The sequence below is a fragment of the Thioalkalivibrio halophilus genome, from assembly GCF_001995255.1.
In the GTDB taxonomy this organism is placed as follows: Bacteria; Pseudomonadota; Gammaproteobacteria; order Ectothiorhodospirales; family Ectothiorhodospiraceae; genus Thioalkalivibrio; species Thioalkalivibrio halophilus.
Window position 1 is genome coordinate 26246 of sequence record NZ_MUZR01000021.1, and the last position, 20469, is coordinate 46714.

The 20469-nt window shown below is 66.3% G+C and carries 17 protein-coding genes; 9 read left to right on the forward strand and 8 right to left on the reverse strand.

Going from position 1 to position 20469, the window contains the following annotated elements:
- The first annotated feature begins 90 nt into the window (after nt 1-90).
- From B1A74_RS06920 to B1A74_RS06930, 3 genes are all read left to right on the forward strand, one after another.
- A complete protein-coding gene (locus B1A74_RS06920) occupies nt 91-1008 on the forward strand; it encodes an MBL fold metallo-hydrolase (RefSeq protein ID WP_077244182.1) in 918 nt (305 codons plus the stop codon).
- A 299-nt stretch (nt 1009-1307) separates the two neighbouring features.
- Nucleotides 1308-5150 (forward strand): DUF3683 domain-containing protein, encoded by a 3843-nt coding sequence (locus tag B1A74_RS06925; RefSeq protein ID WP_018946443.1) that lies wholly within the window; start codon nt 1308-1310, stop codon nt 5148-5150.
- A 102-nt stretch (nt 5151-5252) separates the two neighbouring features.
- Entirely contained in the window at nt 5253-6077 is an 825-nt protein-coding gene (locus tag B1A74_RS06930) for a rhodanese-like domain-containing protein (protein ID WP_018946442.1), read from the forward strand.
- A gap of 9 nt (nt 6078-6086) precedes the next feature.
- Here the strand turns inward: B1A74_RS06930 and B1A74_RS06935 are convergent, their stop codons facing one another.
- Together B1A74_RS06935 and rpiA are read right to left on the reverse strand one after the other, a co-directional pair.
- A complete protein-coding gene (locus B1A74_RS06935) occupies nt 6087-6296 on the reverse strand; it encodes a DUF2905 domain-containing protein (protein WP_018870056.1) in 210 nt (69 codons plus the stop codon).
- Between the two features lie 6 nt (nt 6297-6302).
- Nucleotides 6303-6965, reverse strand: coding sequence for a ribose-5-phosphate isomerase RpiA (gene rpiA, locus B1A74_RS06940; protein WP_018946441.1), 663 nt, complete (start codon nt 6963-6965; stop codon nt 6303-6305).
- Nucleotides 6966-7089: 124 nt separating this feature from the next.
- Here rpiA and ilvA point away from each other — a divergent pair, with 124 nt between their 5' ends.
- The gene (gene ilvA, locus B1A74_RS06945; RefSeq protein WP_077244183.1) at nt 7090-8607 is read left to right on the forward strand and encodes a threonine ammonia-lyase, biosynthetic; all 1518 of its coding nucleotides are present in this window, start codon (nt 7090-7092) and stop codon (nt 8605-8607) included.
- Nucleotides 8608-8622: 15 nt separating this feature from the next.
- Here the strand turns inward: ilvA and motB are convergent, their stop codons facing one another.
- Both motB and motA read right to left on the reverse strand, forming a co-directional pair.
- A complete protein-coding gene (motB, locus tag B1A74_RS06950; protein WP_077244184.1) occupies nt 8623-9513 on the reverse strand; it encodes a flagellar motor protein MotB in 891 nt (296 codons plus the stop codon).
- Between the two features lie 19 nt (nt 9514-9532).
- Nucleotides 9533-10384: a flagellar motor stator protein MotA gene (gene motA / locus B1A74_RS06955; protein ID WP_019021261.1), complete on the reverse strand. Its 852-nt coding sequence runs from the start codon at nt 10382-10384 to the stop codon at nt 9533-9535.
- Nucleotides 10385-10453: 69 nt separating this feature from the next.
- Between motA and B1A74_RS06960 the strand changes: the two genes are divergently transcribed.
- From B1A74_RS06960 to B1A74_RS06975, 4 genes are all read left to right on the forward strand, one after another.
- On the forward strand, nt 10454-11821 hold the full coding sequence (locus tag B1A74_RS06960; protein WP_018946437.1) for an HDOD domain-containing protein: 1368 nt from the start codon (nt 10454-10456) through the stop codon (nt 11819-11821).
- A 99-nt stretch (nt 11822-11920) separates the two neighbouring features.
- Nucleotides 11921-13489, forward strand: coding sequence for a methyl-accepting chemotaxis protein (locus B1A74_RS06965; protein WP_077244185.1), 1569 nt, complete (start codon nt 11921-11923; stop codon nt 13487-13489).
- Between the two features lie 332 nt (nt 13490-13821).
- Nucleotides 13822-15270: a circularly permuted type 2 ATP-grasp protein gene (locus B1A74_RS06970; RefSeq protein WP_018946435.1), complete on the forward strand. Its 1449-nt coding sequence runs from the start codon at nt 13822-13824 to the stop codon at nt 15268-15270.
- Between the two features lies 1 nt (nt 15271).
- Entirely contained in the window at nt 15272-16234 is a 963-nt protein-coding gene (locus tag B1A74_RS06975; RefSeq protein WP_018946434.1) for an alpha-E domain-containing protein, read from the forward strand.
- A gap of 15 nt (nt 16235-16249) precedes the next feature.
- Here B1A74_RS06975 and B1A74_RS06980 read toward each other — a convergent pair whose 3' ends face one another.
- From B1A74_RS06980 to B1A74_RS06990, 3 genes are all read right to left on the reverse strand, one after another.
- Nucleotides 16250-17053 carry a proteasome-type protease gene (locus B1A74_RS06980; protein WP_018946433.1) on the reverse strand — a complete coding sequence of 268 codons (804 nt, stop codon included), beginning with the start codon at nt 17051-17053 and terminating at the stop codon, nt 16250-16252.
- Between the two features lie 102 nt (nt 17054-17155).
- The gene (locus B1A74_RS06985; RefSeq protein WP_024328561.1) at nt 17156-17587 is read right to left on the reverse strand and encodes a bacteriohemerythrin; all 432 of its coding nucleotides are present in this window, start codon (nt 17585-17587) and stop codon (nt 17156-17158) included.
- An 83-nt stretch (nt 17588-17670) separates the two neighbouring features.
- Nucleotides 17671-18117: a bacteriohemerythrin gene (locus tag B1A74_RS06990; protein ID WP_018870045.1), complete on the reverse strand. Its 447-nt coding sequence runs from the start codon at nt 18115-18117 to the stop codon at nt 17671-17673.
- A gap of 187 nt (nt 18118-18304) precedes the next feature.
- Between B1A74_RS06990 and B1A74_RS06995 the strand changes: the two genes are divergently transcribed.
- Nucleotides 18305-19840, forward strand: a complete 1536-nt coding sequence (locus tag B1A74_RS06995) for an L-lactate permease (RefSeq protein WP_077244186.1) — start codon at nt 18305-18307, stop codon at nt 19838-19840.
- Between the two features lie 39 nt (nt 19841-19879).
- On the opposite strand, the gene B1A74_RS07000 is transcribed toward B1A74_RS06995, so the two are convergent.
- A complete protein-coding gene (locus B1A74_RS07000; protein ID WP_024328563.1) occupies nt 19880-20329 on the reverse strand; it encodes a host attachment protein in 450 nt (149 codons plus the stop codon).
- Between the last annotated feature and the right edge of the window lie 140 nt (nt 20330-20469).

Below are 20469 nucleotides of genomic sequence, written 5' to 3' on the forward strand. Positions count from 1 at the left end.
GCACACGCGGGGGCTCTTCTGCGGAATGTCGGGTCTTCTCCGTGCGTCTGTGGTCTATAGTCAGTCCCAGGTTTCGAGCGAGGAGAAGCCATGTCCGTACCCGAGAATCCGTATTCCGAGGTCACTGTCGATACCCGTGCCCGCCAGGTGGAAGGGACCAATGCCTGGTACATGATCGGTCTGTCGGGCATCCCGGGCCCCGACAACGAGGGCCACACCTCCAACGCCGGTTTCGTGGTGACCGACGAGGGCGTGGTGGTCTACGATGCTCTGGGTACCCCGGCCCTGGGGTTCGAGATGATCCGGCGGATCCGGGAGGTCACGGATCAACCGATCCGCTACGTGATTGCGGGTCATTACCATGCGGACCATATCTACGGTCTGCAGGCGTTCGCCGATCATACGGAAGCGCGCATCATCGGTCAGCGGCGGGCGGAAGATTATCTGCGCGGGCCGGGCGCCGAATCCCGTCTGCAGCAGCGTCGGGGCGTGCTTTATCCGTGGGTGGACGAAGACACTCAGGTGATCCCGCCGGACGAGCTGTTCGACGACGAGTACACCATCGAGCTGGGCGGCAAGACGTTCCGCCTGCTGCATGCCGGTCCGGCGCATTCACCGGATGACGTCATCATGGTGGTCGAGGAAGACGGCGTGGTGTTTGCCGGCGATATCGTGTTTGACGGCCGCATCCCGTTCCTCGGCGATGATGCCCTGGATTCCGGCAACTGGGTGAACCGCCTGGAGCAGGTGGAGGCGATGGAGCCGAACTTTCTGATCCCGGGGCATGGCGACGCGACCGCCAATGCCCGCCGGGCGGTGCGCTTCACCCGGGATTACCTGGTGAAGCTGCGGGAGCACATGGCGGAATCGGTCGAGGAAATGATGTCCTTCGAGGAGGCCTACGCTGCCATGGACTGGTCGGAATACGAAAACCTGCCGGCGTTCGACCAGACCAATCGTTCGAACGCCAACGCGGTGTTCCTTGAGATGGAATCCAAACTGTTCTGACGCCGGATCATTTCGGCGCCCGACCGGGCCCGGGATGTTCCGGGCCCCTTCGGGGTTGGCACCCCGGGTTCCCCGATCCGGCGTTGCGCCGCTTCCGGGTAGAACCACGACCCGCTGCGCCCCGCGCCTTGTCTCGGAAAACCCGGGGTACCAACGCGAGCGTGCACATTGATCAGGGTTTCCTTAATATTGCGCAATTACTTTGGTGCCAAAAGAATGGACCGGGAGTGCGAGATCGTGCTTTCGGTCCGGCTGGCCGTTAACCTTGCGCTTCACTCTGATCGGGAGGCCCCGCCTCAATGACCGCCGAACGCGTGCGCGAAATACCGTATAACTACACCTCTTTCTCCGATCGCGAAATCGTTATCCGCTTCCTCGGTTCCGATACCTGGGAACTGCTCAACGAGCTGCGTGGCGAGCGCCGTACCGGCGTGTCCGCGCGCATGCTGTTCGAGGTCCTGGGGGATATGTGGGTGGTGACGCGCAACCCGTATATCCAGGACGATCTGCTGGGAGACCGCAAGCGTCGCCGTTCTCTGATCGATGCGATGCAGCACCGCCTCGATCAGATCGAGGCCCGTGCCGAGGGCAACGAGAAGGCCCTGACCCTGGCTCGGCGCGCCCAGGCGGCACTGACCGCGTTCGCGGAGGAGTTCGACAAGACGCTGGCGTTGCGCGACAAGGTTCGCAAGCGTATGAACGGGCTCACGCACAAGGATAATATCCAGTTCGGCGGGCTGGCCCGCGTCTCGCACGTGACCGATGCGACCGACTGGCGCGTGGAGCTGCCGTTCGTGGTGCTGACGCCGGATTCCGAAGAGGAAATGGGCCCGCTGGTCGCGGCCTGTATCGAGCTGGGTCTGACCGTGATCCCGCGCGGTGGCGGTACCGGCTATACCGGCAGTGCGGTTCCGCTGTCCAAGCGCTCGGCGGTCATCAACACCGAGAAGCTGGAAAACATTAGCGACGTGCAGCGGCGCACGCTGCCGGGCGTGGACAAGGAAGTGCCGGTGGTGCATGTCGAGGCGGGCGTGGTCACCAAGCGCGTTTCCGAGCTGGCCGACAATAACGGCCTGGTATTCGCGGTGGATCCGACCTCGCAGGACGCATCCACTATCGGCGGCAACGTGGCCATGAATGCCGGCGGCAAGAAGGCGGTGCTGTGGGGCACCGCGCTGGATAACCTTGCGGCCTGGACCATGGTCACTCCCGAGGCCGACTGGATGTACATCGAGCGCCTCGATCACAACCTCGGCAAGATCCACGATGCGCAGACGGTGCAGTTCCGCGTGACTCGCTACGAGGCCGACGGGAAGACCCAGAAGGGCGAGCCCGAGATCCTCGAGATGCCCGGGGCGCAGTTCCGCAAGACGGGGCTCGGCAAGGACGTGACCGACAAGACCCTGATGGGGGTGCCGGGCATCCAGAAGGAAGGCTGCGACGGCCTGATCACCTCGGCGGAGTTCATCCTCCACCGCATGCCGGACAACATCCGCACCGTGTGCCTGGAGTTCTATGGCACCGACCTGCACGAGGCGGTCCCGGCGATCGTCGAGATCAAGGACGCGGTGGATGCCGAGGACGAGGTCCTGCTGGCCGGGCTCGAGCACCTCGACGAACGCTACGTGCGCGCGGTGAAGTACACCCCCAAGGGGGCGCGCGGCGACCTGCCGAAGATGGTCCTGGTGGCCGACATCGTCTCCGACAACGAGGACGCGCTGGGCCGGCTGGCCGGGCAGATGGTGCGTGCGGCCAACGCCCGCAACGGCGAGGGCTTCATCGCCGTGAGCCCCGAGGCACGCAAGCGCTTCTGGGCGGATCGTGCCCGCACCGCGGCCATCGCCCATCACACCAACGCGTTCAAGATCAACGAGGACGTGGTGATCCCGCTGGAGCGGCTGGCGGAATACACCGAGGGGGTGGAGACCCTCAACGTCCGCGAATCGCTGAAGAACAAGCTGGCGATGATCGACGAGATGCTGGAGTGCATGCGCGGCGATCATCCCGAACTGCGCGAGCTGCTGGAAGACGCCGAGGGCGAGGGCCAGCAGTGGTTCGAGTCCAAGCGCCAGCGGGCGGTCGAGGTGCTGGAATCCGTGCGCGATCGCTGGTCGCGCATCGCCGACAACTTCCACACCCTGGCCTCCGAATGCGACGAGCTGCTGGATGACGCCGCGCGTGCGGACATGCGTCCGCATGACAAGCTGATCCACCTGCTGCTGCGCCGCAGCCTGCGCATCTCCTACCGCGCGGAGGTCGAACGGCCGCTGTTCGACATCTTCAACGGCCACCAGATGGAGTCGGTGCGCAAGCGCCTGACCGCCATCCATGACCGGGTACTGACGAGTCGTCTGTTCATCGCCCTGCACATGCATGCGGGCGACGGCAACGTGCACACCAACATCCCGGTCAATTCCAACGACTACCCGATGATGCATCAGGCCGAGCGCCTGGTGGACGAGGTGATGCGCCTGGCGCGCGAGCTGGACGGGGTGATCTCCGGTGAGCACGGCATCGGGCTGACCAAGATGCAGTACCTGGACCCGGAGTCGATCACGTCCTTCGCGAAGTACAAGAAGCAGATCGACCCCGAAGGAGTGTTCAACGCCGGCAAACTGATGGAAGGCTCCGGCCTGAACAATGCCTACACGCCGTCGCTGCGCCTGGTAAAGCAGGAGGCATTGATCCTGGAGCAGAGCGAGCTGGGGGATCTCAACGACGAGATCAAGGACTGCCTGCGCTGCGGCAAGTGCAAGCCGGTGTGCAACACGCACGTCCCGCGGGCCAACCTGCTGTACTCGCCGCGCAACAAGATCCTGGCGACCGGGCTGATCGTCGAGGCCTTCCTCTACGAAGAGCAGACTCGGCGCGGGCTGTCCCTCAACCACTTCGAGGAAATGAACGACGTGGCCGATCACTGCACGATCTGCCACAAGTGCCTGAACCCGTGCCCGGTCGATATCGACTTCGGCGACGTGACCATGCACATGCGCTCGATCCTGAACAAGAAGGGCAAGCGCAAGGCATCGCCGGCGACCATGATGTCCATGGCCTTCCTGAACACCAAGGATCCCGCCACCATCAAGGGTATTCGCAAGGGCGCGATCCAGATGGGGTACGCGGCCCAGCGCCTGGGCCACTGGTCGTTCAAGAAGCTCGGCCTGACCGGCGAGGGCAAGACCCCGCGTTCGACCACCGGCAAGCCGCCGGTGCACGAGCAGGTCGTGCATTTCGTGAAGAAACCCATGCCGGCCGGGCTGCCGAGCCAGACCACGCGCCAGATGCTGGGGCTGGAGGACTCGCGCTACGTCCCGATCCTGCGCGATCCGGTGAAGACCGACATGGACTCCGATGCGGTGTTCTACTTCCCCGGCTGTGGCTCCGAACGCCTGTTCAGCCAGGTCGGCCTGGCCACCCTGGCCATGCTCTACGATGCGGGGGCGCAGACCGTGCTGCCGCCGGGCTACCTGTGCTGCGGCTATCCGCAGAATGCCGGTGGCGATTTCGAGAAGGGCTCGCAGATCAGCACCGAAAACCGCGTGCTGTTCCATCGCATCGCGACCACGCTCAACTACCTCGATATCAAGACCGTGGTGGTTTCCTGCGGGACCTGCATGGATCAGCTGCTCAAATACGAATTCGAGCGGATCTTCCCGGGCTGCCGGCTGCTGGATATCCACGAGTACCTGATGGAGAAGGGCATCAAACTGGAAGGCCTCCAGGGGGTTCAGTACATGTACCACGACCCCTGCCACTCGCCGATGAAGTCGCACAAGCCGACCGAGGTGGCCGGCAACCTGCTGGGCCAGCCGGTGCTGGAGTCCGACCGCTGCTGCGGCGAGGCCGGGACCTTCGCGGTCAGCCGCCCGGACATTGCGACCCAGGTGCGCTTCCGCAAGCAGGAGGAGCTGCACAAGGGCATCAAGCAGCTGACCGGCGAGGAGAAGGCGGAAAACGGCAACGTGAAGATGCTGACCTCCTGCCCGGCCTGCCAGCAGGGGCTGTCGCGCTACCGCGAGGATACCGGCCTGGACACCGATTACATCGTGGTGGAGATGGCCAACCGGCTGCTGGGCGAGGACTGGCAGAAGGGCTTCATCGACCGGGCGCGTGAAGGAGGCATCGAGAAGGTCCTGCTCTGAACGACGGTTTCCCGTACACTGCGCAGTGGAATAAACGGAGTTCACAGGGCGTCGCAGGGAAGGCCGTATCCCGCGCCCCCTGCTGACGTCAACGGAGATCGCATGAGCTTTCGTCATTTCGCTGTTCGTTCGGGTGTGTTCGCCCTTGCCGCCGGCCTGCTGGCCACCCCTGTCATCGTCTCGGCCCAGCTGGCGGAGTTTCCGGGGCGTCATCTTTACGAACGCTTCGGGGTGGAGGCCATCGAACTGTTCGACCTGCGTGGTCAGTTCAGCGGCTCGACCCTGGTGGACGTGCGCCCGCGCGCGGAATTCGACGTGATGCGGATGCGCGACGCCCATCACGTGAATCTGCACGCCCCCGATTTCGACGAGCGTGTCCGCGACCTGGAAGCCCGCGAGGGCAGCCCGCTGGTGTTCTACTGCAACGGGCGCGACAGCCATCGGGCGTACCGTGCCGCGGCGCGGGCCAGTGATGCCGGGCTTGATGCCGTGCTGGCGTATGATGCCGGCATGAACGACTGGGCGCGGAGCTATCCGCGCTTCTCCCGCCTGTTCGGCGAAGCGGTCGAGGACGACGATCTGATCCCCGACGCGTCGTTCGCGGCGCGGTTGCTGGATGGAGAGACGTTCGCACGCCGGGCCCAGGAAGACGACAGCCTGCTGCTCGACATCAGTGGTGCCGGGGACGAGGACGACATCGCCCTGTTCGGCGGACGCGAGCGGGTCATGCCGGTGAATGAGCCGGCGGCCCTGGACGACGCCCTGCGGGCGGCCGCCGCGGACGGCGACACCCTGCTGATCTTCGACCAGCACGGACAGCAGGTGCGCTGGCTGCAGTATCGCCTGCGCGAGCTGGGCATCGAGGACGAGCGTTATTACTTCCTCGAGGGCGGAATGGAGGCGTTCTACGACGAGGTGATGGGCTGAGAGCGGGGATCAGCGGCGGAAGAAGCTCAGGATCAGTGACAGCACGATGCTGACGATGATCATGGTCGTCAGCGGGAAGTAGAAGCGGCTGTCACCGCGTTCGATCACGATGTCCCCCGGGAGCCGCCCCCAGGGGATCTTTCCCAGCCAGGGCCACAGCAGCCCGATCAGGACGATCGCGCCGCCGATGATGATCAGCCACTTGCCGGTCTCGTTCATCGTGCCTCAGTGGTGGTGCAGTTCGCGCACGCCCTTCTCGCTGCCGATCAGCATCACGTCGGCCGGGCGCCGCGCGAACAGCCCGTTGGTCACCACCCCGGCGATGTGATCGATCTCCGATTCCAGCTCCACCGGGTTCATGATGCGCAGGTTGTGGACGTCGAGGATGACGTTCCCGTTGTCGGTGACGAAGCCTTCGCGCAGTTCCGGATTGCCGCCCAGGTTCGACAGCGCGCGCGCCACGTGGCTGCGGGCCATCGGGATGACCTCCACCGGCAGCGGGAAGTTGCCCAGATAGTTCGCGATCTTGGTGTCGTCGACCACGCAGACAAAGGTCTCGGAGGCCGCGGCCACGATCTTCTCGCGGGTCAGCGCGCCGCCACCGCCCTTGGTCAGGTGCAGGTGGGTGGTGGCCTCGTCGGCGCCGTCGACGTAGATCGGCAGCGGGCCGGCCGAATTCAGGTCCAGGACCTCGATGCCATGTTTGCGCAGGCGCTCCGCGCTCGCCTCGCTGGAGGCGACGGCCCCGTCGATGCGGTTCTTCATGCCCGCCAGGGCATCAATGAAATAGTTGGCGGTCGATCCGGTGCCGACACCGACCACCCAGCCGTCCTCGATCTTCGACAGGGCCGCTTCGGCCACCGCCTTCTTCATTTCGTCCTGAGTCATCGCTTCGTCTCGCATGTTCTTGATATAACCTGTCGAGCATAACCATCCCGACGTTGACGGGACAAGCGCCGCGCAGCGCGAAGAGCTCACAAGGTATGCGGTGCGCGTGCTATCGTGCGAAGTCATGAAAGACTATCCCTATCTGGAGAAGATCCTCACCTCCAGCGTGTACGACGTTGCGCGGGAGACGCCGCTGGACGTCATGCCCACGCTGTCGAACCGGCTGGGCTGTGATATCCGCCTCAAGCGCGAGGACCTGCAGCCGGTGTTCTCGTTCAAGCTGCGCGGCGCCTACAACAAGATCGCGCAGCTTTCGGAGGAGCAGCGTTCGAAGGGCGTGATCGCGGCCTCGGCGGGCAACCACGCCCAGGGCGTGGCGCTGGGGGCGACCTACCGCGGTATCCGCGCGGTTATCGTGATGCCGGTCACCACGCCGCAGATCAAGGTCGATGCGGTACGCCGTTTCGGCGGCGAGGCGGTGCTGTTCGGCGATTCCTTCGACGAGGCCGCAGCGCATGCCCGCGAGCTGGAGGCGGAGCACGGCTACACCTTCATCCACCCGTTCGACGATCCGGACGTGATTGCCGGCCAGGGCACGGTGGCCATGGAGCTGCTGCGTCAGCATCCCGGGCCTCTCGATGCGGTGTTCGTGTGCATCGGCGGGGGTGGCCTGGTCTCGGGCATGGCGGCCTACATCAAGCGCCTGCGCCCGGAGATCCGGGTGATCGGCGTGGAGCCGGATGATGCACCGTCGATGTACAAGGCGCTGCAGCAGAACCGGCGGGTCAGCCTGAAACAGGTGGGCATTTTCGCCGACGGCGCGGCGGTGCGTCAGGTGGGCAAGGAGACCTTCCGCCTGACCCGCGAGCTGGTGGACGAGGTGCTGCTTGTGGACACCGATTCCATCTGCGCGGCGATCAAGGACATCTTCGACGACACCCGCGTGGTGGCCGAACCGGCCGGGGCGCTGGCGGTCGCCGGGATGAAGCAGTATGCCCAGCGCGAGGGGCTGCGCGGGGCGCATCTGGCCGCGGTGCTCAGCGGCGCCAACATCAATTTCGACCGCCTGCGCCACGTGGCCGAGCGCGCCGAGATCGGCGAACACCGCGAGGCGCTGTTCGCGGTGACCATCCCCGAACGGCCCGGCAGCTTTCGCGAGTTCTGCGAAGCGATCGGCAAGCGCGGCATTACCGAATTCAACTACCGCTACGCCGACGACAGCACCGCACATGTCTTCGCCGGGATCAAGCTGGAAGGCGGGGATGCCGAGCGCGCGGAGATCCTCGCGAACCTGCGCGAGCGAGGCTACGAGGTCCTCGACATGACCGAGAACGAGGTCGCCAAGCTGCATCTGCGGCACATGGTGGGCGGCCACGGTGGCGAGGTGCGCAACGAGCGGCTCTACCGCTTCGAGTTTCCGGAACGCCCGGGCGCTCTGCTGAACTTCCTCAACCACATGGGCGAGACCTGGAACATCTCGCTGTTCCACTATCGCAACCACGGGTCGGCCCATGGCCGGGTGCTGGTAGGGATGCAGATCCCGAAGGAAGACCGCAAGCGGTTCCGCGAATTCCTCGAAGAGGTCGGCTATCCCTGGCACGAGGAGACCGGCAACCCGGCCTATTCGCTGTTCCTGCGCTGATGGTGCCGTGCGGGGTCAGTCTTCCGGGGCGTCCAGTGCATCCGCCGGCGGCGTGGCCTCGGTCTCGATTCCCTCGCGCATCGCTTCCTCCGCCTCCTGGTTGAGTACGATCAGGGTGATGCGCCGGTTCACCGCGGCTTCGGGGTTGTCCCGGTCGAAGGGGACGGTGTCGGACAGCCCCACCACGCGCGCGATCTGTTCCGGTTCGGTGCCGCCGGCGATCAGCTCGCGCCGCGCGGCGTTGGCGCGGTCGGTGGACAGTTCCCAGTTGGTGTAGTCCTCGCGCTGCAGCGGGCGGGCATCGGTGTGGCCGGTGATCGAGATCCGGTTGGGGACCTCGTTGATGAGTCCCGCGAGCTCGCGCAGGATGCCGCTGGCATGCTCCAGCGGTCGCGCGCTGGCGGTGGCGAACATCGGACGATTCTCGGCGTCGATGATCTGGATGCGCAGGCCTTCCGGGGTGATGTCCATCAGCAGCTGGTCCTTGAACGGCTCCAGGGCCTGGCTGCGGTCGATGGCTTCTTCCAGCGCTTCCTGCAGCGATTCCAGGCGCTCGCGGTCCTCTTCCAGCAGGGTCTCGTCCGCTTCGGAGGGTTCCGGCGGGACGTCGTGACGGTCCGGCAGGCCCTCGAAATCGATGATCGACGGGTCGGCGCCGGTGCCGTCGCCGATGGCCTGTGACGGGGCCATGGCCTCGCCCTCGAACGCCGACGGGTTCTGGAAGTATTCAGACAGCGCAGCGCGTTCGTCCGCCTCCAGCGCGGCCAGCAGCCACAGCAGCAGGAAGAAGGCCATCATCGCCAGGGCGAAGTCGGCGAAGGCGACCTTCCACGAGCCCCCGTGGTGGCCGCCCTGGACCACCTTCTTCTTGACGATGATCGGCTGGGTCTTGTCCTCGACGCCCATGAGCGGTGTCCGGCCGGCCTCAGGCCGCCTTCACGTGTTCCTCGAGTTCGGTGAAGCCCGGGCGCACGTCGCTTTCCATGGTCTTGCGGCCGAATTCCACCGAGACCTGCGGGCTGTAGCCCTGCACGTTGGCGAGGATGCAGGCCTTGATGCACTGCATGTACTTGGTGTCCTCGTGCGAGCGGGCCTCCAGCGCGGAGGCCGTCGGGCCGACGAAACCGTAGGCCAGCAGGATCCCGAGGAAACTGCCGACCAGCGCGGCGGCGACGTTCATGCCGATGGTCTCGATGTCGCCGCCGATGGCACCCATGGTGTTGATGATGCCGAGGATCGCCGCGACGATGCCGAAGCCGGGCAGGGCGTCCGCCACCTTGTTTACCGCATGGCTGGGGCGCTCCACCTCTTCGTGGTGGGTCTCCAGATCCACGTCCATCAGGGCGTCGAGTTCGTGGGGGTTCATCGAGCCGGAGATGATCAGCCGGAGGTAGTCGGTGATGAATTCGACGGCATGGTGATTCTTCAGCACCCGCGGGTGGGCCTGGAAGATCTCGCTGTTTTCCGGATCGTCGATGTCGACTTCGACCGCCATCAGGCCCTCCTTGCGGGCCTTGACGAACAGCTTGTACATCAGCGCCAGCAGGTCGAGGTAGTCGGCCTGCGCATACTTGCGCCCCTGCATCAGTTTGGGGATCGACTTGAAGACCGTGACCACCACGTGTGGCGGGTTGGCGATCAGGAACGCGCCCAGCGCGGCGCCGCCGATGATGATGTATTCGTAGGGCTGCCAGATGATGAAGATGTCGCCGCCGTGGGCCACGTAGCCCCCGAAGACGGCGCCCAGTACGACGAGAAAACCGAGGATGAACTTCACGCGCGCAGGCCCTGCGTTGCTATAGTCGGCAGCGATACCTTAATCGAGAACCGCACGCGAGGTACAGCGATGGTCATGGACGAAACGGCGCCCTACGCTGCCCGCGCGCGCGGGCTGGCGGAGACGGACTGGCCGGTGCTGGGTTCCAGCGAGGCGGTGTTCGCCGACACCGACGAACTGGTGAACCGCTCGCTGCGCGAGGTGGGGCAGTATGCCGAGCGTGACCCCGGGCTGGCTTTGCGCCTGATCCTGCGGGCCAACGAGCCGCGCCCGGGGCTGAAGCAGGAGATCCATTCGGTTCCGGACGCCATTGCCATGCTCGGCCTGCGCGCAGTGCATCAGGAGATCGAACGGGCCCCCCGCGTGGAAGACCTTCTGGGGGACCCGCAGCCGTACCGGCGGCGAGCGGCCCAGGCGCGCCTGGCGGCACTGATCGTGGAGGAGCTGGGACGGGTGCGCCACGACAGCGAACCGGGCGAGCTGGGGCTGGCCGCCCTGTTGAACGACCTCGGCATGCTGGCGCTGGAAATGACCGGCGCGCCGGAACTGCCGGGACTGCGCTCGATGCTGCAGCTGCGGGCGGTGCCCGACGAGGCCAGTTACGTGGCCCTGGGCTATGCCACCGACGATCTGTCGCGCGGGATGGCCGAGCACATGCACCTCCCGGAGCTGGTGCGCGGTACCCTGCGCGCGGAAAATGCCGCTCACCCGCGCGCCATGGAAGTGATGGTGGCCTCCGCAGTGGCCGGCCAGATCTTCCACGGCATGGACACCCTGCGTGAGGACCGCGATCTGCGCCTGCTGGCGGGGTTGCTGGGCGAGCCCGACAAGGCGGCGGCGGATCGGCTTGGCCGACTGATGGAGGGCTTCAACCGGGACGCGTGGCTGTATGCCATGGACGACCTGGATCCCTCGGCGGTCGCGCGCGTCTGGCGGGATGACTGCTCGCCGGTGCCGCTGGGCCTGGCGCCGCGCGGCGACATCGCGGTCAGCGGCGAGCTCGCACTGCAGCGCGAGCCGCACCGGGGCGTGCGCCTGCGGCGCCTGTTGCGCGCCTGCCAGTTCGGCCTGGGGCTCAACCGCGTGGTGTTCACGGAGCTGGCCCATGACGGTGAATGGCTGCAGGCTGTCGATCTGGTGGGTACGCTGCACGAGCCGGAGTTCAGCCATTTTGGCATCGGCCGGCATGACCTGGGCGCCATGGGTGCGGTGCTGGAGCAGACCGATCCGGTCTGGTGGTCGCGCGATCATCCTGACACCCCGTTGCCCGGGGCCGTGGCCGAGCTGACCGGCGGCGTGGACTGCCTGCTGGCGCCGGTGCTGGAGCACGGGCGCTGCATCGGGATGATCTACGCCGACCGGCGCTCGCCGGCGCTGGCGCTGGATTCCCGGACCCTCGACGGCTTCGCCCGGCTGCTGGCGGCGGCACGGCGCTGAGGCTCAAGCCGCCTGCGCGGCGGCCGTTACCCCGTACAACGACATTCACGCGACGAGCAAAGGGCGCGCCGGCCGGTGCGCCCGTGGAGACCGAGCAGCATGCGCGAAAACCTTCCCGTCACGGGGACCGAATACACCCTCAACGAGGGCGAGGACCTGATCTCGTCCACCGACCTGAAGGGCCGGATCCGCGACGCCAACGACGCCTTCGTGCGCGTCAGTGGTTTCGACTGGGAAGAACTCCGGGGTTCGGCCCATAACATCGTTCGTCATCCGGACATGCCCGAGGCGGCCTATGCCGACATGTGGTCCACGCTGCAGTCGGACCGTGCGTGGATGGGCATCGTCAAGAACCGGCGCAAGAACGGCGACCACTACTGGGTGGATGCCTTCGTGACCCCGGCCTACGAGAACGGCCAGAAAGTGGGCTACGAGTCGGTTCGTCGGGTGCCGTCGCGCGAGCACGTCGAGCGCGCGGAGAAGGTCTATGGCGCGATGAAGCGCGGGCGCCAGTTCCGCCGTCATCTCTGGGACAGCCTGCTGTTCCGGCTGCTGGGTGTCTGGGGCCTCGGCTTTGCGCTGGCGCTGGGGGTGCTGCTGGCGCCCTGGGGAACGCTGGTCCAGGGGCTGGGTCTGGCCCTGGTGTTCGCCCTGGGGGGGGTGGCCACGCTCGGGCTGATGCAGCCGCTGCAGCGTACCATGCGGGAACTGCGGCGGATCTTTGACAACCCGGCGATGGAAACCGTCTACTGCGGCCGGCGCGACGGTTCCGCGACGCTGGAGCTGTTCCAGCGCTTCCACGAGGCGCGGCTGTTCACCGTACTCGACCGCATCGAGGAGCAGTCGGGGGCGGTAAGCGACGGGGCCCGGACCATGGCGGGTGCGGTGGAGCAGACCGCCGGCGGGGTATCCCGTCAGCAGGGCGAGATCGATCAGGTCGCCACGGCGATGAACGAGATGACCTCGACCATCCAGGAGATGGCGCAGAACTCGTCGCAGGCCGCGGACAGCGCCCATCACGCCGAGCAGGAGACCCGCTCCGGGGAGGAGGTGGTGAACGCCACCGTGGAAGCGATCAATCGCATGGCGCGCGAGGTCGAGACCACCGCAGAGAAGCTCAACCGGCTGGAGACCGACGCCGCGGAGATCGACAACATCCTCGGCGTGATCCGCGAGATCGCCGAACAGACCAACCTGCTGGCCCTGAACGCGGCCATCGAGGCGGCGCGTGCCGGCGAGCACGGACGCGGTTTCGCGGTGGTGGCCGACGAGGTCCGGCGGCTGTCGCAGCGCACCGATGAATCCACGGTGACCATTCGCCAGATGATCGAGACCCTGCAGAACGGTTCGCGCGAGGCGGTCAGTGCGATGCGCGCAAGCCAGGAACAGGCTGCGCACGGCGTGCAACAGGCGCAGTCGGCCGGCGAGTCGCTGGGGCGCATCCGCGAGGCGGTGGGGCGCATTACCGAGATGAACACCCAGATCGCCACGGCGGTGGAGGAGCAGAGCTCGGTCTCCGAAGAGATCAACCGCAACGTCACGTCCATCCACGACGTGGCCGCCGAAACCGGGACTGTGGCGGAACACGCGCGCGAGGCCAGCGCCGACATGGAACGCCTGGCCGGCGAGCTGAGATCCCTGATCCACCGTTTCGACACCCGCGCGTAGGAGGCCGGCCCTCCGGCCGATTCGGCCCCGGTGGCTCGTCGGGCCGCGATCGGCCAGGAGGCTGGCCTCCCACGATTGCATCCGCGCGTAGGAGGCCGGCCCTCCGGCCGATCCGGCGCCGGGGACTGCCCGGACGTCAAATCGGCCAGGAGGCTGGCCTCCCACGGTTGCACCCGCGCGCAGGAGGCCGGCCCTCCGGCCGATTCGGCCCCGTTGGCTTGTCAGGCCCCGATCGGCCAGGGGGCTGGCCTCCTGCACGCGGGGTTCCCGCCCGGTGGCGGGCGGACGTATGCTGTGGGCTGCGACGCCGCCGAGCAGAGGAGCCCCGCCGGATGCCCATCGACTGGAAGCATTACGATTCCGCCCCGTTTTTCGATGAATTGATGGAAGGCCCGGGGCAGCCACGGCCCGCGGCCCGCGCCGTGGCGGAATACCTCGCTACCCTGGACGACGACGAACTGCAGGGGCGCAAGCAGGCGGCCGACAGTGCGATCCTCGAGATGGGCATCAGCTTTACGGTGTACAGCGAGGGCGAGAACATCGACCGCGCGTGGCCGTTCGACATCATTCCCCGGGTGATCCCGCGGCGCGAATGGGAGCGGGTCGCGGCCGGGCTGGAGCAGCGGATGACCGCGCTCAATCTGCTGATCGACGACATCTACAACGAACAGCGCATCTTCCGCGACGGGGTGATCCCGCGCTACGTGCTGGAACAGTCGCGCAACTTTCGCGAGCAATGCGTCGGCATCCACCCGCCGCACGGGGTCTGGGCGCATATTTGCGGCAGCGACCTGGTGCGTGCGGGTGACGGCCAGTTTCACGTGCTGGAGGACAACCTGCGGGTACCCTCCGGGGTTTCCTACATGCTGGAGAATCGCCAGGTCACCAAGCGGGTCCTGCCCGAGCTGTTCCAGAACAGTTCGATCCTGCCGGTCGACGAATACCCGGCGCAGCTGTTCGACATGCTGGCCTCGATCTCGCCGCGCCCGCAGGACTACCCGGAGATCGCGGTGCTGACCCCGGGGATTTACAACTCCGCCTACTTCGAGCATTCCTTTCTCGCCCAGCGCATGGGGGCGGAACTGGTGGAAGGCGCCGACCTGATGGTGGGCGACGACGACTGCGTGTACATGCGCACCATCGACGGCCCCGAACGGGTGGACGTGATCTACCGCCGCATCGACGACGCTTTCCTCGACCCCGAAGCCTTCAACCCCGATTCGCTGCTGGGGGTCCCCGGCCTGATGCGCGCCTGGCGCAAGGGCAATGTCGGCCTGGCGAATGCGCCGGGGGCGGGCGTGGCGGACGACAAGGTGATGTACGCCTTCATCCCCGAGGTAATCCGTTACTACCTCGATCAGGACCCGATCATTCCCAATGTGCCGACCTGGTTGTGCTCCGACGAGGAGCATCGCAAGTACGTGCTGGAGCACCTGGACGAGCTGGTGGTGAAGCCCGCCAACGAATCGGGCGGCTACGGCATGCTGGTGGGTCCCCACGCCACCAAGAAGCAGCGCACCGAGTTCGCCAGGCTGATTCGCAAGGATCCGCGCAACTACATCGCCCAGCCCACGCTGGATCTGTCCGTGGCGCCCACGCTGTGTGGCGAAGCGATCGAGCCTCGCCATCTGGACCTGCGGCCCTTCATCCTGCAGGGGGTGCGCACCGACGTGACCGCCGGTGGTCTCACGCGGGTCGCGATGCGCAAGGGTTCGCTGGTGGTGAACTCGTCGCAGGGCGGCGGCAGCAAGGACACCTGGATCGTGGACGAGGAGGACTGAGATGCTCTCGCGAGTGGCAGAACGGGTGTACTGGATGGCGCGCTATGTCGAGCGCGCCGAGAACACCGCACGCATGGTCCGGGCCTTCAGCCTGCTGGCGCTGGACATGCCGAAATCGGCGCAGCTGTCGTGGCGGGGGCTGGTGTCGGTCACCGGCCACGACGCCGAATTCGAGGCGCATTACCAGCGCGAGGACGAGCGCAACTGCGTGAAGTTCCTGCTGGCGGATGCCGACAACCCGGGGGCGGTGCTGTCGTCGCTGCGCAAGGCGCGCGAGAACGTCCGTACCACGCGCGACCTGGTGCCCTCCGAGGCCTGGGAGGTGATGAACGAGCTGTTCCTGTTCGCGCGTGATCACATCGACCAGGGCATCACCAAGCGCGGCCGTTTCGAATTTCTGTCCGAGGTGATCGAACGCTGCCAGATGCTTACTGGCCTGTTGGCGGGCAGCATGAGCCACGATGCGGCCTACGATTTCATCCGTCTGGGACGCAATCTGGAACGCGCGGACATGACCACCCGTCAGGTCGACGTGGGCGCCCTCAGGCTGCTCAAGCGTGAAGACGACGAGACGGCCCGGCCCTACGAGGGGCTGCTGTGGACCTCCATCCTGCGTTCGGAGGGCGGGTTCCAGATGTACCGGCTGCACGTGAAGCGGCGTATCAACGGGCCGGATGTCGTGCGTTTTCTGTTGCAGGACACCGCATTCCCCCGGGCGGTGGCGCATGCCCTGACCGAGGTCCAGGCGGCGCTGGAGCGGCTGCCGCGCAACGAGATGCCGCTGCGTCTGGTCACCCAGGCGCGCCGCCACGCCCTTAACGCGGATATCGACGAGCTGATCGGCGAGGACACCCTGCATGAATTTCTGGAGACGCTGCAGCAGGACGTGGCCGAGCTGCACGGGGCCAATGTGCGGACCTGGTTCCAGTTTCCGGAAAACGCTCCCGCGCCGGATGTCGCCTGAGACGGCCCGGGCGCTTCAGGACTTCTTCTTCGCCCGGCGACTCACGCGGGTGCCGCGGTCCTTGCGTCCGTGGCGGTGTTCCCAGTCGAAGCGAGGCAGGTCGGTGAAGGCCTTCTTGACGTTCTCGTCCCAGGCATGGGTCAGTGAGCGCAGGTATTCGTCCTCGGCCTCCAGGCAGAGGTAGTGGTCCATCTCCAGGGTGTCGCGCTCGTACACCAGAACCTCGATCGGCGGCCCTACGGTGAGGTTGGAGCGCACCGTTGAATCGATGGAGACCAGCGCGCAGCGCGCCGCGTTGCCCAGCGGGGTCTCGGCCTCGATGATGCGGTCGAGGATCGGCTTGCCGTATTTGCTCTCGCCGATCTGCAGAAAGCGGGTGTGCTGCGAGGTGGTGATGTAGTTACCCTGCGGGTAGACTAGGTAGATTGCCGGGGGCTCGCCGGCGATCTGGCCACCAATGATCAGGGTGGCGTCCGCCTTCATCCCCGACTTCGACAGCGCCTCGGAATGCTTCTCCTGCTCCTCGCGGTTGATGCGGCCGAGGTATTCCGCCGCCTCCGACATGTGGGCGACGGTCGCGAGGTTCGGTTCGGCGGCCCCTTCCTGGCCGGCTTCCTCCATTTCCCGCTGCAGGCGATTGACCACGGCCTGGGTGGTGGCGAGGTTGCCGGCGGCGAGGACCACGAACAGGCGCTGACCTTCGATCTCGAAGGTGTGCATCTTGGAGTAGGTGCTGACCTGGTCGACGCCGGCATTGGTGCGCGAATCGGAGGCGAACACCAGACCGTCGTCCAGATCGATGGCGACACAGTAGGTCATCGGGGCCATCCGGGCAGGGCGGAGTCCCGGGATACTAGGCGCCGCCGGCGGGTGCGTCAACGCGGGGCGGCCCGGCACCACCGGGCCGCCGGTCCCGCCTTCTCAGTCCTGCAGGACGCCGTTGGGTGCGTGGGCGTGCATCCAGTCGCGGACCATGTGCCCGTATTCATGGTCATCCTTGCGGATGTGATTCATCAGCCAGTCCCGCAGGGTCTCGCCGAGCTCGCTGGCTACGTCGTGGCCTTCGGCGAAATCCTGCTGATACTGACGGATCCGCTGGCTGAAAGCCTCGTGCGACTTACGATGCTGCTCCAGGTCGGGGTATTCCACGATCTCCAGCATCTCCTCCTCGAAGGCGAAGTGGGTCAGGGTGTAATCCACCACCTGATCGAGCACTTCGTGAACCTGCTCACGTGTCGCCTGGCCCTCGACGGCTTCGCACAGGCGGTTGATGTATTCGACGATGCGCTTGTGCTGGTTGTCGATGACCGGGATCCCCGTATCCAGATCGTCCGACCAGTGAACGTACGGCATGGCTCCATCTCCTGTGGTTTTATCGGTATCCCGTGCCCTCAGCGCGGCGGCCCTCCTCCGCCACACGGGAGAAACCGGGGCGTTCAGCGGCCGAAGAGCTTGCTGAACAGTCCCCGGTTGTGGGCCGTGTCGGCCCCGGTGTGCTGGCGCACGAGCTCGGCGTAGTCGGCGTCGTCGTGCTTGATGTGATTGACCAGCCAGGTCTTGAGGACGGTGTGCAGTTCGCGGGCGATGTCCTCGCCGTTCTCGAACTGTTCCTTGAAGGTTTCCACCCGCCGGATGAACAGGCCGTGCACCCGCTGGTGAGCGCGCAGGAACGGGTAGCCGGCCTCCTCCATCATTTCTTCTTCGAAGGTGAAGTGCGACTGGGTGTAGTCGATTAACTGGTTGATGACGTCACCCACCTCGTCGCGATCGCTGTTCTCGATCGCGTGGTGGAGCTCGTTGATGTAGTCAACGATGCGCTTGTGCTGGTTGTCGATGACCTCGATCCCGGTGTCGAGATCGCTGGTCCATTCCATGTGTGCCATTCGTTGCTCCGGGCCACGGATTTGAGAGTGAGAATGTCGTGATGCAAGGATACGGGATGCGGACACCGTTGACAGTGATTCGGCTCATAATCATCGGGTGTTCGGGGTGTCGGGCGGCCGGGTCTGCGCGGCTACGCCGGATCCGTGTACCCTCGGGGCTTTGCGCAGGCCGTCCGCGGGAGAGGACATGACGCTGTTCTGGGTAACGCTGGTTCCGTTCGCACTGCTGTTCGTGCTCCTGGTGTTCCTGCGCCGCCCGGCGTACGAGGCGGCGCCGCTGGCCTGGCTGGCCACGCTGCTGATCGGGCTGTTCGTCTGGCAGTTGCCGGGAATGGTGGTGGCGACCAGTCTGGCCAATGCCGGGGTCGTGTTCCTGGAGGTGATGCTGATCATCACCGTCGCCCTGCTGATGCTGAACGTGCTGATCCGGACCGGGCATCTGGATGCCATCCAGTGTGCCATCGCGCGGGTCTCGGACGATCGCCGGGTGCTGGCCATGCTGCTGGGCTGGGGTCTGGTCGGCTTTGTCGAGGGGATCGCCGGTTTCGGGACCCCGGCGGTGCTGGCCGCGCCGCTGCTGGTGTATTTCGGCCTGCCCCCGTTGAAGGCGGTGGCCATCGCCCTGATCGGCAATTCCACTGCGGTACCCTTCGGCGCGGCGGGGACCCCGGTGGTGATCGGTTTTGCCGGGGTGGGCCTGGACGAGGCGACCGTGGAGCAGGCGGTGTTCCAGACCGCGGCCATCCATGGCGCGCTGGGGGTATTCATTACCGTGTTCATCGCCTGGGTGGCGACCCTGGGCGAGGAGAAGGGGCGTTTTCGCGAGTTCATTCCGTTCGCGGTGTTCTCCGGGCTGGCCTTCGGGGTCCCCTATTTCCTGGTCGCCTGGCTGGTGGGGCCGGAACTGCCGGCGATCATCGGCGGTGCCAGCGCGATGGCCCTGATCGCCTGGGCGGCGCATATCGGCTGGCTGCTGCCGGGGCACGGTGGCCGCGAGGCGGGCGAGGCGGTGGACCTGCGCCGGGTGGTGCGCGGTCTGGTGCCGTTTGCGGTGATGGTGGTGGCGCTGATCCTGTCGCGCACGGTGGACCCTCTGCGCGAGTGGCTGGCGGGGGTGGAGATCGGTTTTGGCGCGCTGCCCGGGGTGGCCCCTGACCAGACCCTGCAGCCGCTGTTCACCCCGTATTTCTATTTCTTCCTCGCGCTGCTGACCGCGATGTTTCTGTTCCGCGTGGATCGCGCGACCCTGGGCGGGGCGGCCGTGGCGACCTGGCAGCGGGTACGCATCGCGGCGATCGTTCTGGTGTTCATCATCAGCCTGACCCAGCTGCTGCTGATCTCCGCGGACAACGGTGCCGGGCTGCCGTCCATGCCGCAGGTCCTGGGGCAGGGGCTGGCGGAACTGCTGGGCGGGGGCTTCGTGCTGTTCAGTGCCTTCGTCGGTGCCCTGGGCTCGTTCATGACCGGCAGTGCCACGGTCTCCAACCTGCTGTTCACCGGGCTGCAGGTGGATACCGCCGAGGCCCTGGCGCTGGCGCTCCCGTCGATCCTGGCCCTGCAGCTGATCGGCGCCGGCGTGGGCAACATGATTTCCCTGCAGAACATTGCGATGGCCGCCGGCGCGGCCGGTCTGGAGGCGCGCGAGGGTCAGGTGATCCGCGAGACGATCATCCCCGTGCTGGTGGTGTGTACCAGCGCCGGGCTGCTGATGCTGGTGTGGTGAGCCGCCCCCGGGACGGGGCGGCGGGATGCGTGGACCGGCTCAGTACAGGAAGTCCGGGAGGTGCTTGCGCAGGTCGGCGGGCTTCTCGACCTTGGTGACGTTCTTGGCGATCTCCGCAGTAACCGTCTGGGCCACCTGCCGGTCCAGGAGTTCGCGCAGGGCACCCAGGAAGGAGGGCGCGGCCACGATCACCAGATGCTGAAAACTGCCCGCGTGGTGAGCCTCGCGCAGGCGCTCGGCGAGCTGACGGGCGAAACGGTCGCGTTCCTGAACACCGGGATCGGTGGGGTCCTGCATCGCATGGCGGCCATCCCCGCCCGTGCTGCCCCAGCTGCGTCCGGGCCGGTCGGAGACCAGGTCCTGATTGTGGGCCCGGGATTCGCTGTGACTGAGGGCCTCGACATCCTGCATGTTGCTGCAGGCCCGGCCTTCACAACTCAGGATGCGCGCGCGGGCGGCATCGGCAACCACGATCCAGACGTTGTTCATGCATTTCCTCCCGTAGATTGACGTGGCGGGTGCCAGCGGCGGCCCGGGGCGCATCCCGGGCCCGCGGGTCGGCCCAACTCAGGAGTGTAGATGCCGGCACGGTCCTTCGGGTGGTGAGTTCGCCGCGTGCGTGATCCGGA

Coding starts and splice junctions, on each gene's coding strand:
- B1A74_RS06990 (WP_018870045.1), bottom strand. CDS start 18,117: ATGGCACACATGGAATGGACCAGCGATCTCGACACCGGGATCGAGGTC.
- motB (WP_077244184.1), bottom strand. CDS start 9,513: ATGGGCGTCGAGGACAAGACCCAGCCGATCATCGTCAAGAAGAAGGTG.
- rpiA (WP_018946441.1), bottom strand. CDS start 6,965: ATGACTCAGGACGAAATGAAGAAGGCGGTGGCCGAAGCGGCCCTGTCG.
- B1A74_RS07000 (WP_024328563.1), bottom strand. CDS start 20,329: ATGAACAACGTCTGGATCGTGGTTGCCGATGCCGCCCGCGCGCGCATC.
- B1A74_RS06930 (WP_018946442.1), top strand. CDS start 5,253: ATGAGCTTTCGTCATTTCGCTGTTCGTTCGGGTGTGTTCGCCCTTGCC.
- B1A74_RS06985 (WP_024328561.1), bottom strand. CDS start 17,587: ATGCCGTACGTTCACTGGTCGGACGATCTGGATACGGGGATCCCGGTC.
- ilvA (WP_077244183.1), top strand. CDS start 7,090: ATGAAAGACTATCCCTATCTGGAGAAGATCCTCACCTCCAGCGTGTAC.
- B1A74_RS06925 (WP_018946443.1), top strand. CDS start 1,308: ATGACCGCCGAACGCGTGCGCGAAATACCGTATAACTACACCTCTTTC.
- B1A74_RS06975 (WP_018946434.1), top strand. CDS start 15,272: ATGCTCTCGCGAGTGGCAGAACGGGTGTACTGGATGGCGCGCTATGTC.
- B1A74_RS06995 (WP_077244186.1), top strand. CDS start 18,305: ATGACGCTGTTCTGGGTAACGCTGGTTCCGTTCGCACTGCTGTTCGTG.
- B1A74_RS06980 (WP_018946433.1), bottom strand. CDS start 17,053: ATGACCTACTGTGTCGCCATCGATCTGGACGACGGTCTGGTGTTCGCC.
- B1A74_RS06965 (WP_077244185.1), top strand. CDS start 11,921: ATGCGCGAAAACCTTCCCGTCACGGGGACCGAATACACCCTCAACGAG.
- B1A74_RS06935 (WP_018870056.1), bottom strand. CDS start 6,296: ATGAACGAGACCGGCAAGTGGCTGATCATCATCGGCGGCGCGATCGTC.
- B1A74_RS06970 (WP_018946435.1), top strand. CDS start 13,822: ATGCCCATCGACTGGAAGCATTACGATTCCGCCCCGTTTTTCGATGAA.
- B1A74_RS06920 (WP_077244182.1), top strand. CDS start 91: ATGTCCGTACCCGAGAATCCGTATTCCGAGGTCACTGTCGATACCCGT.
- B1A74_RS06960 (WP_018946437.1), top strand. CDS start 10,454: ATGGTCATGGACGAAACGGCGCCCTACGCTGCCCGCGCGCGCGGGCTG.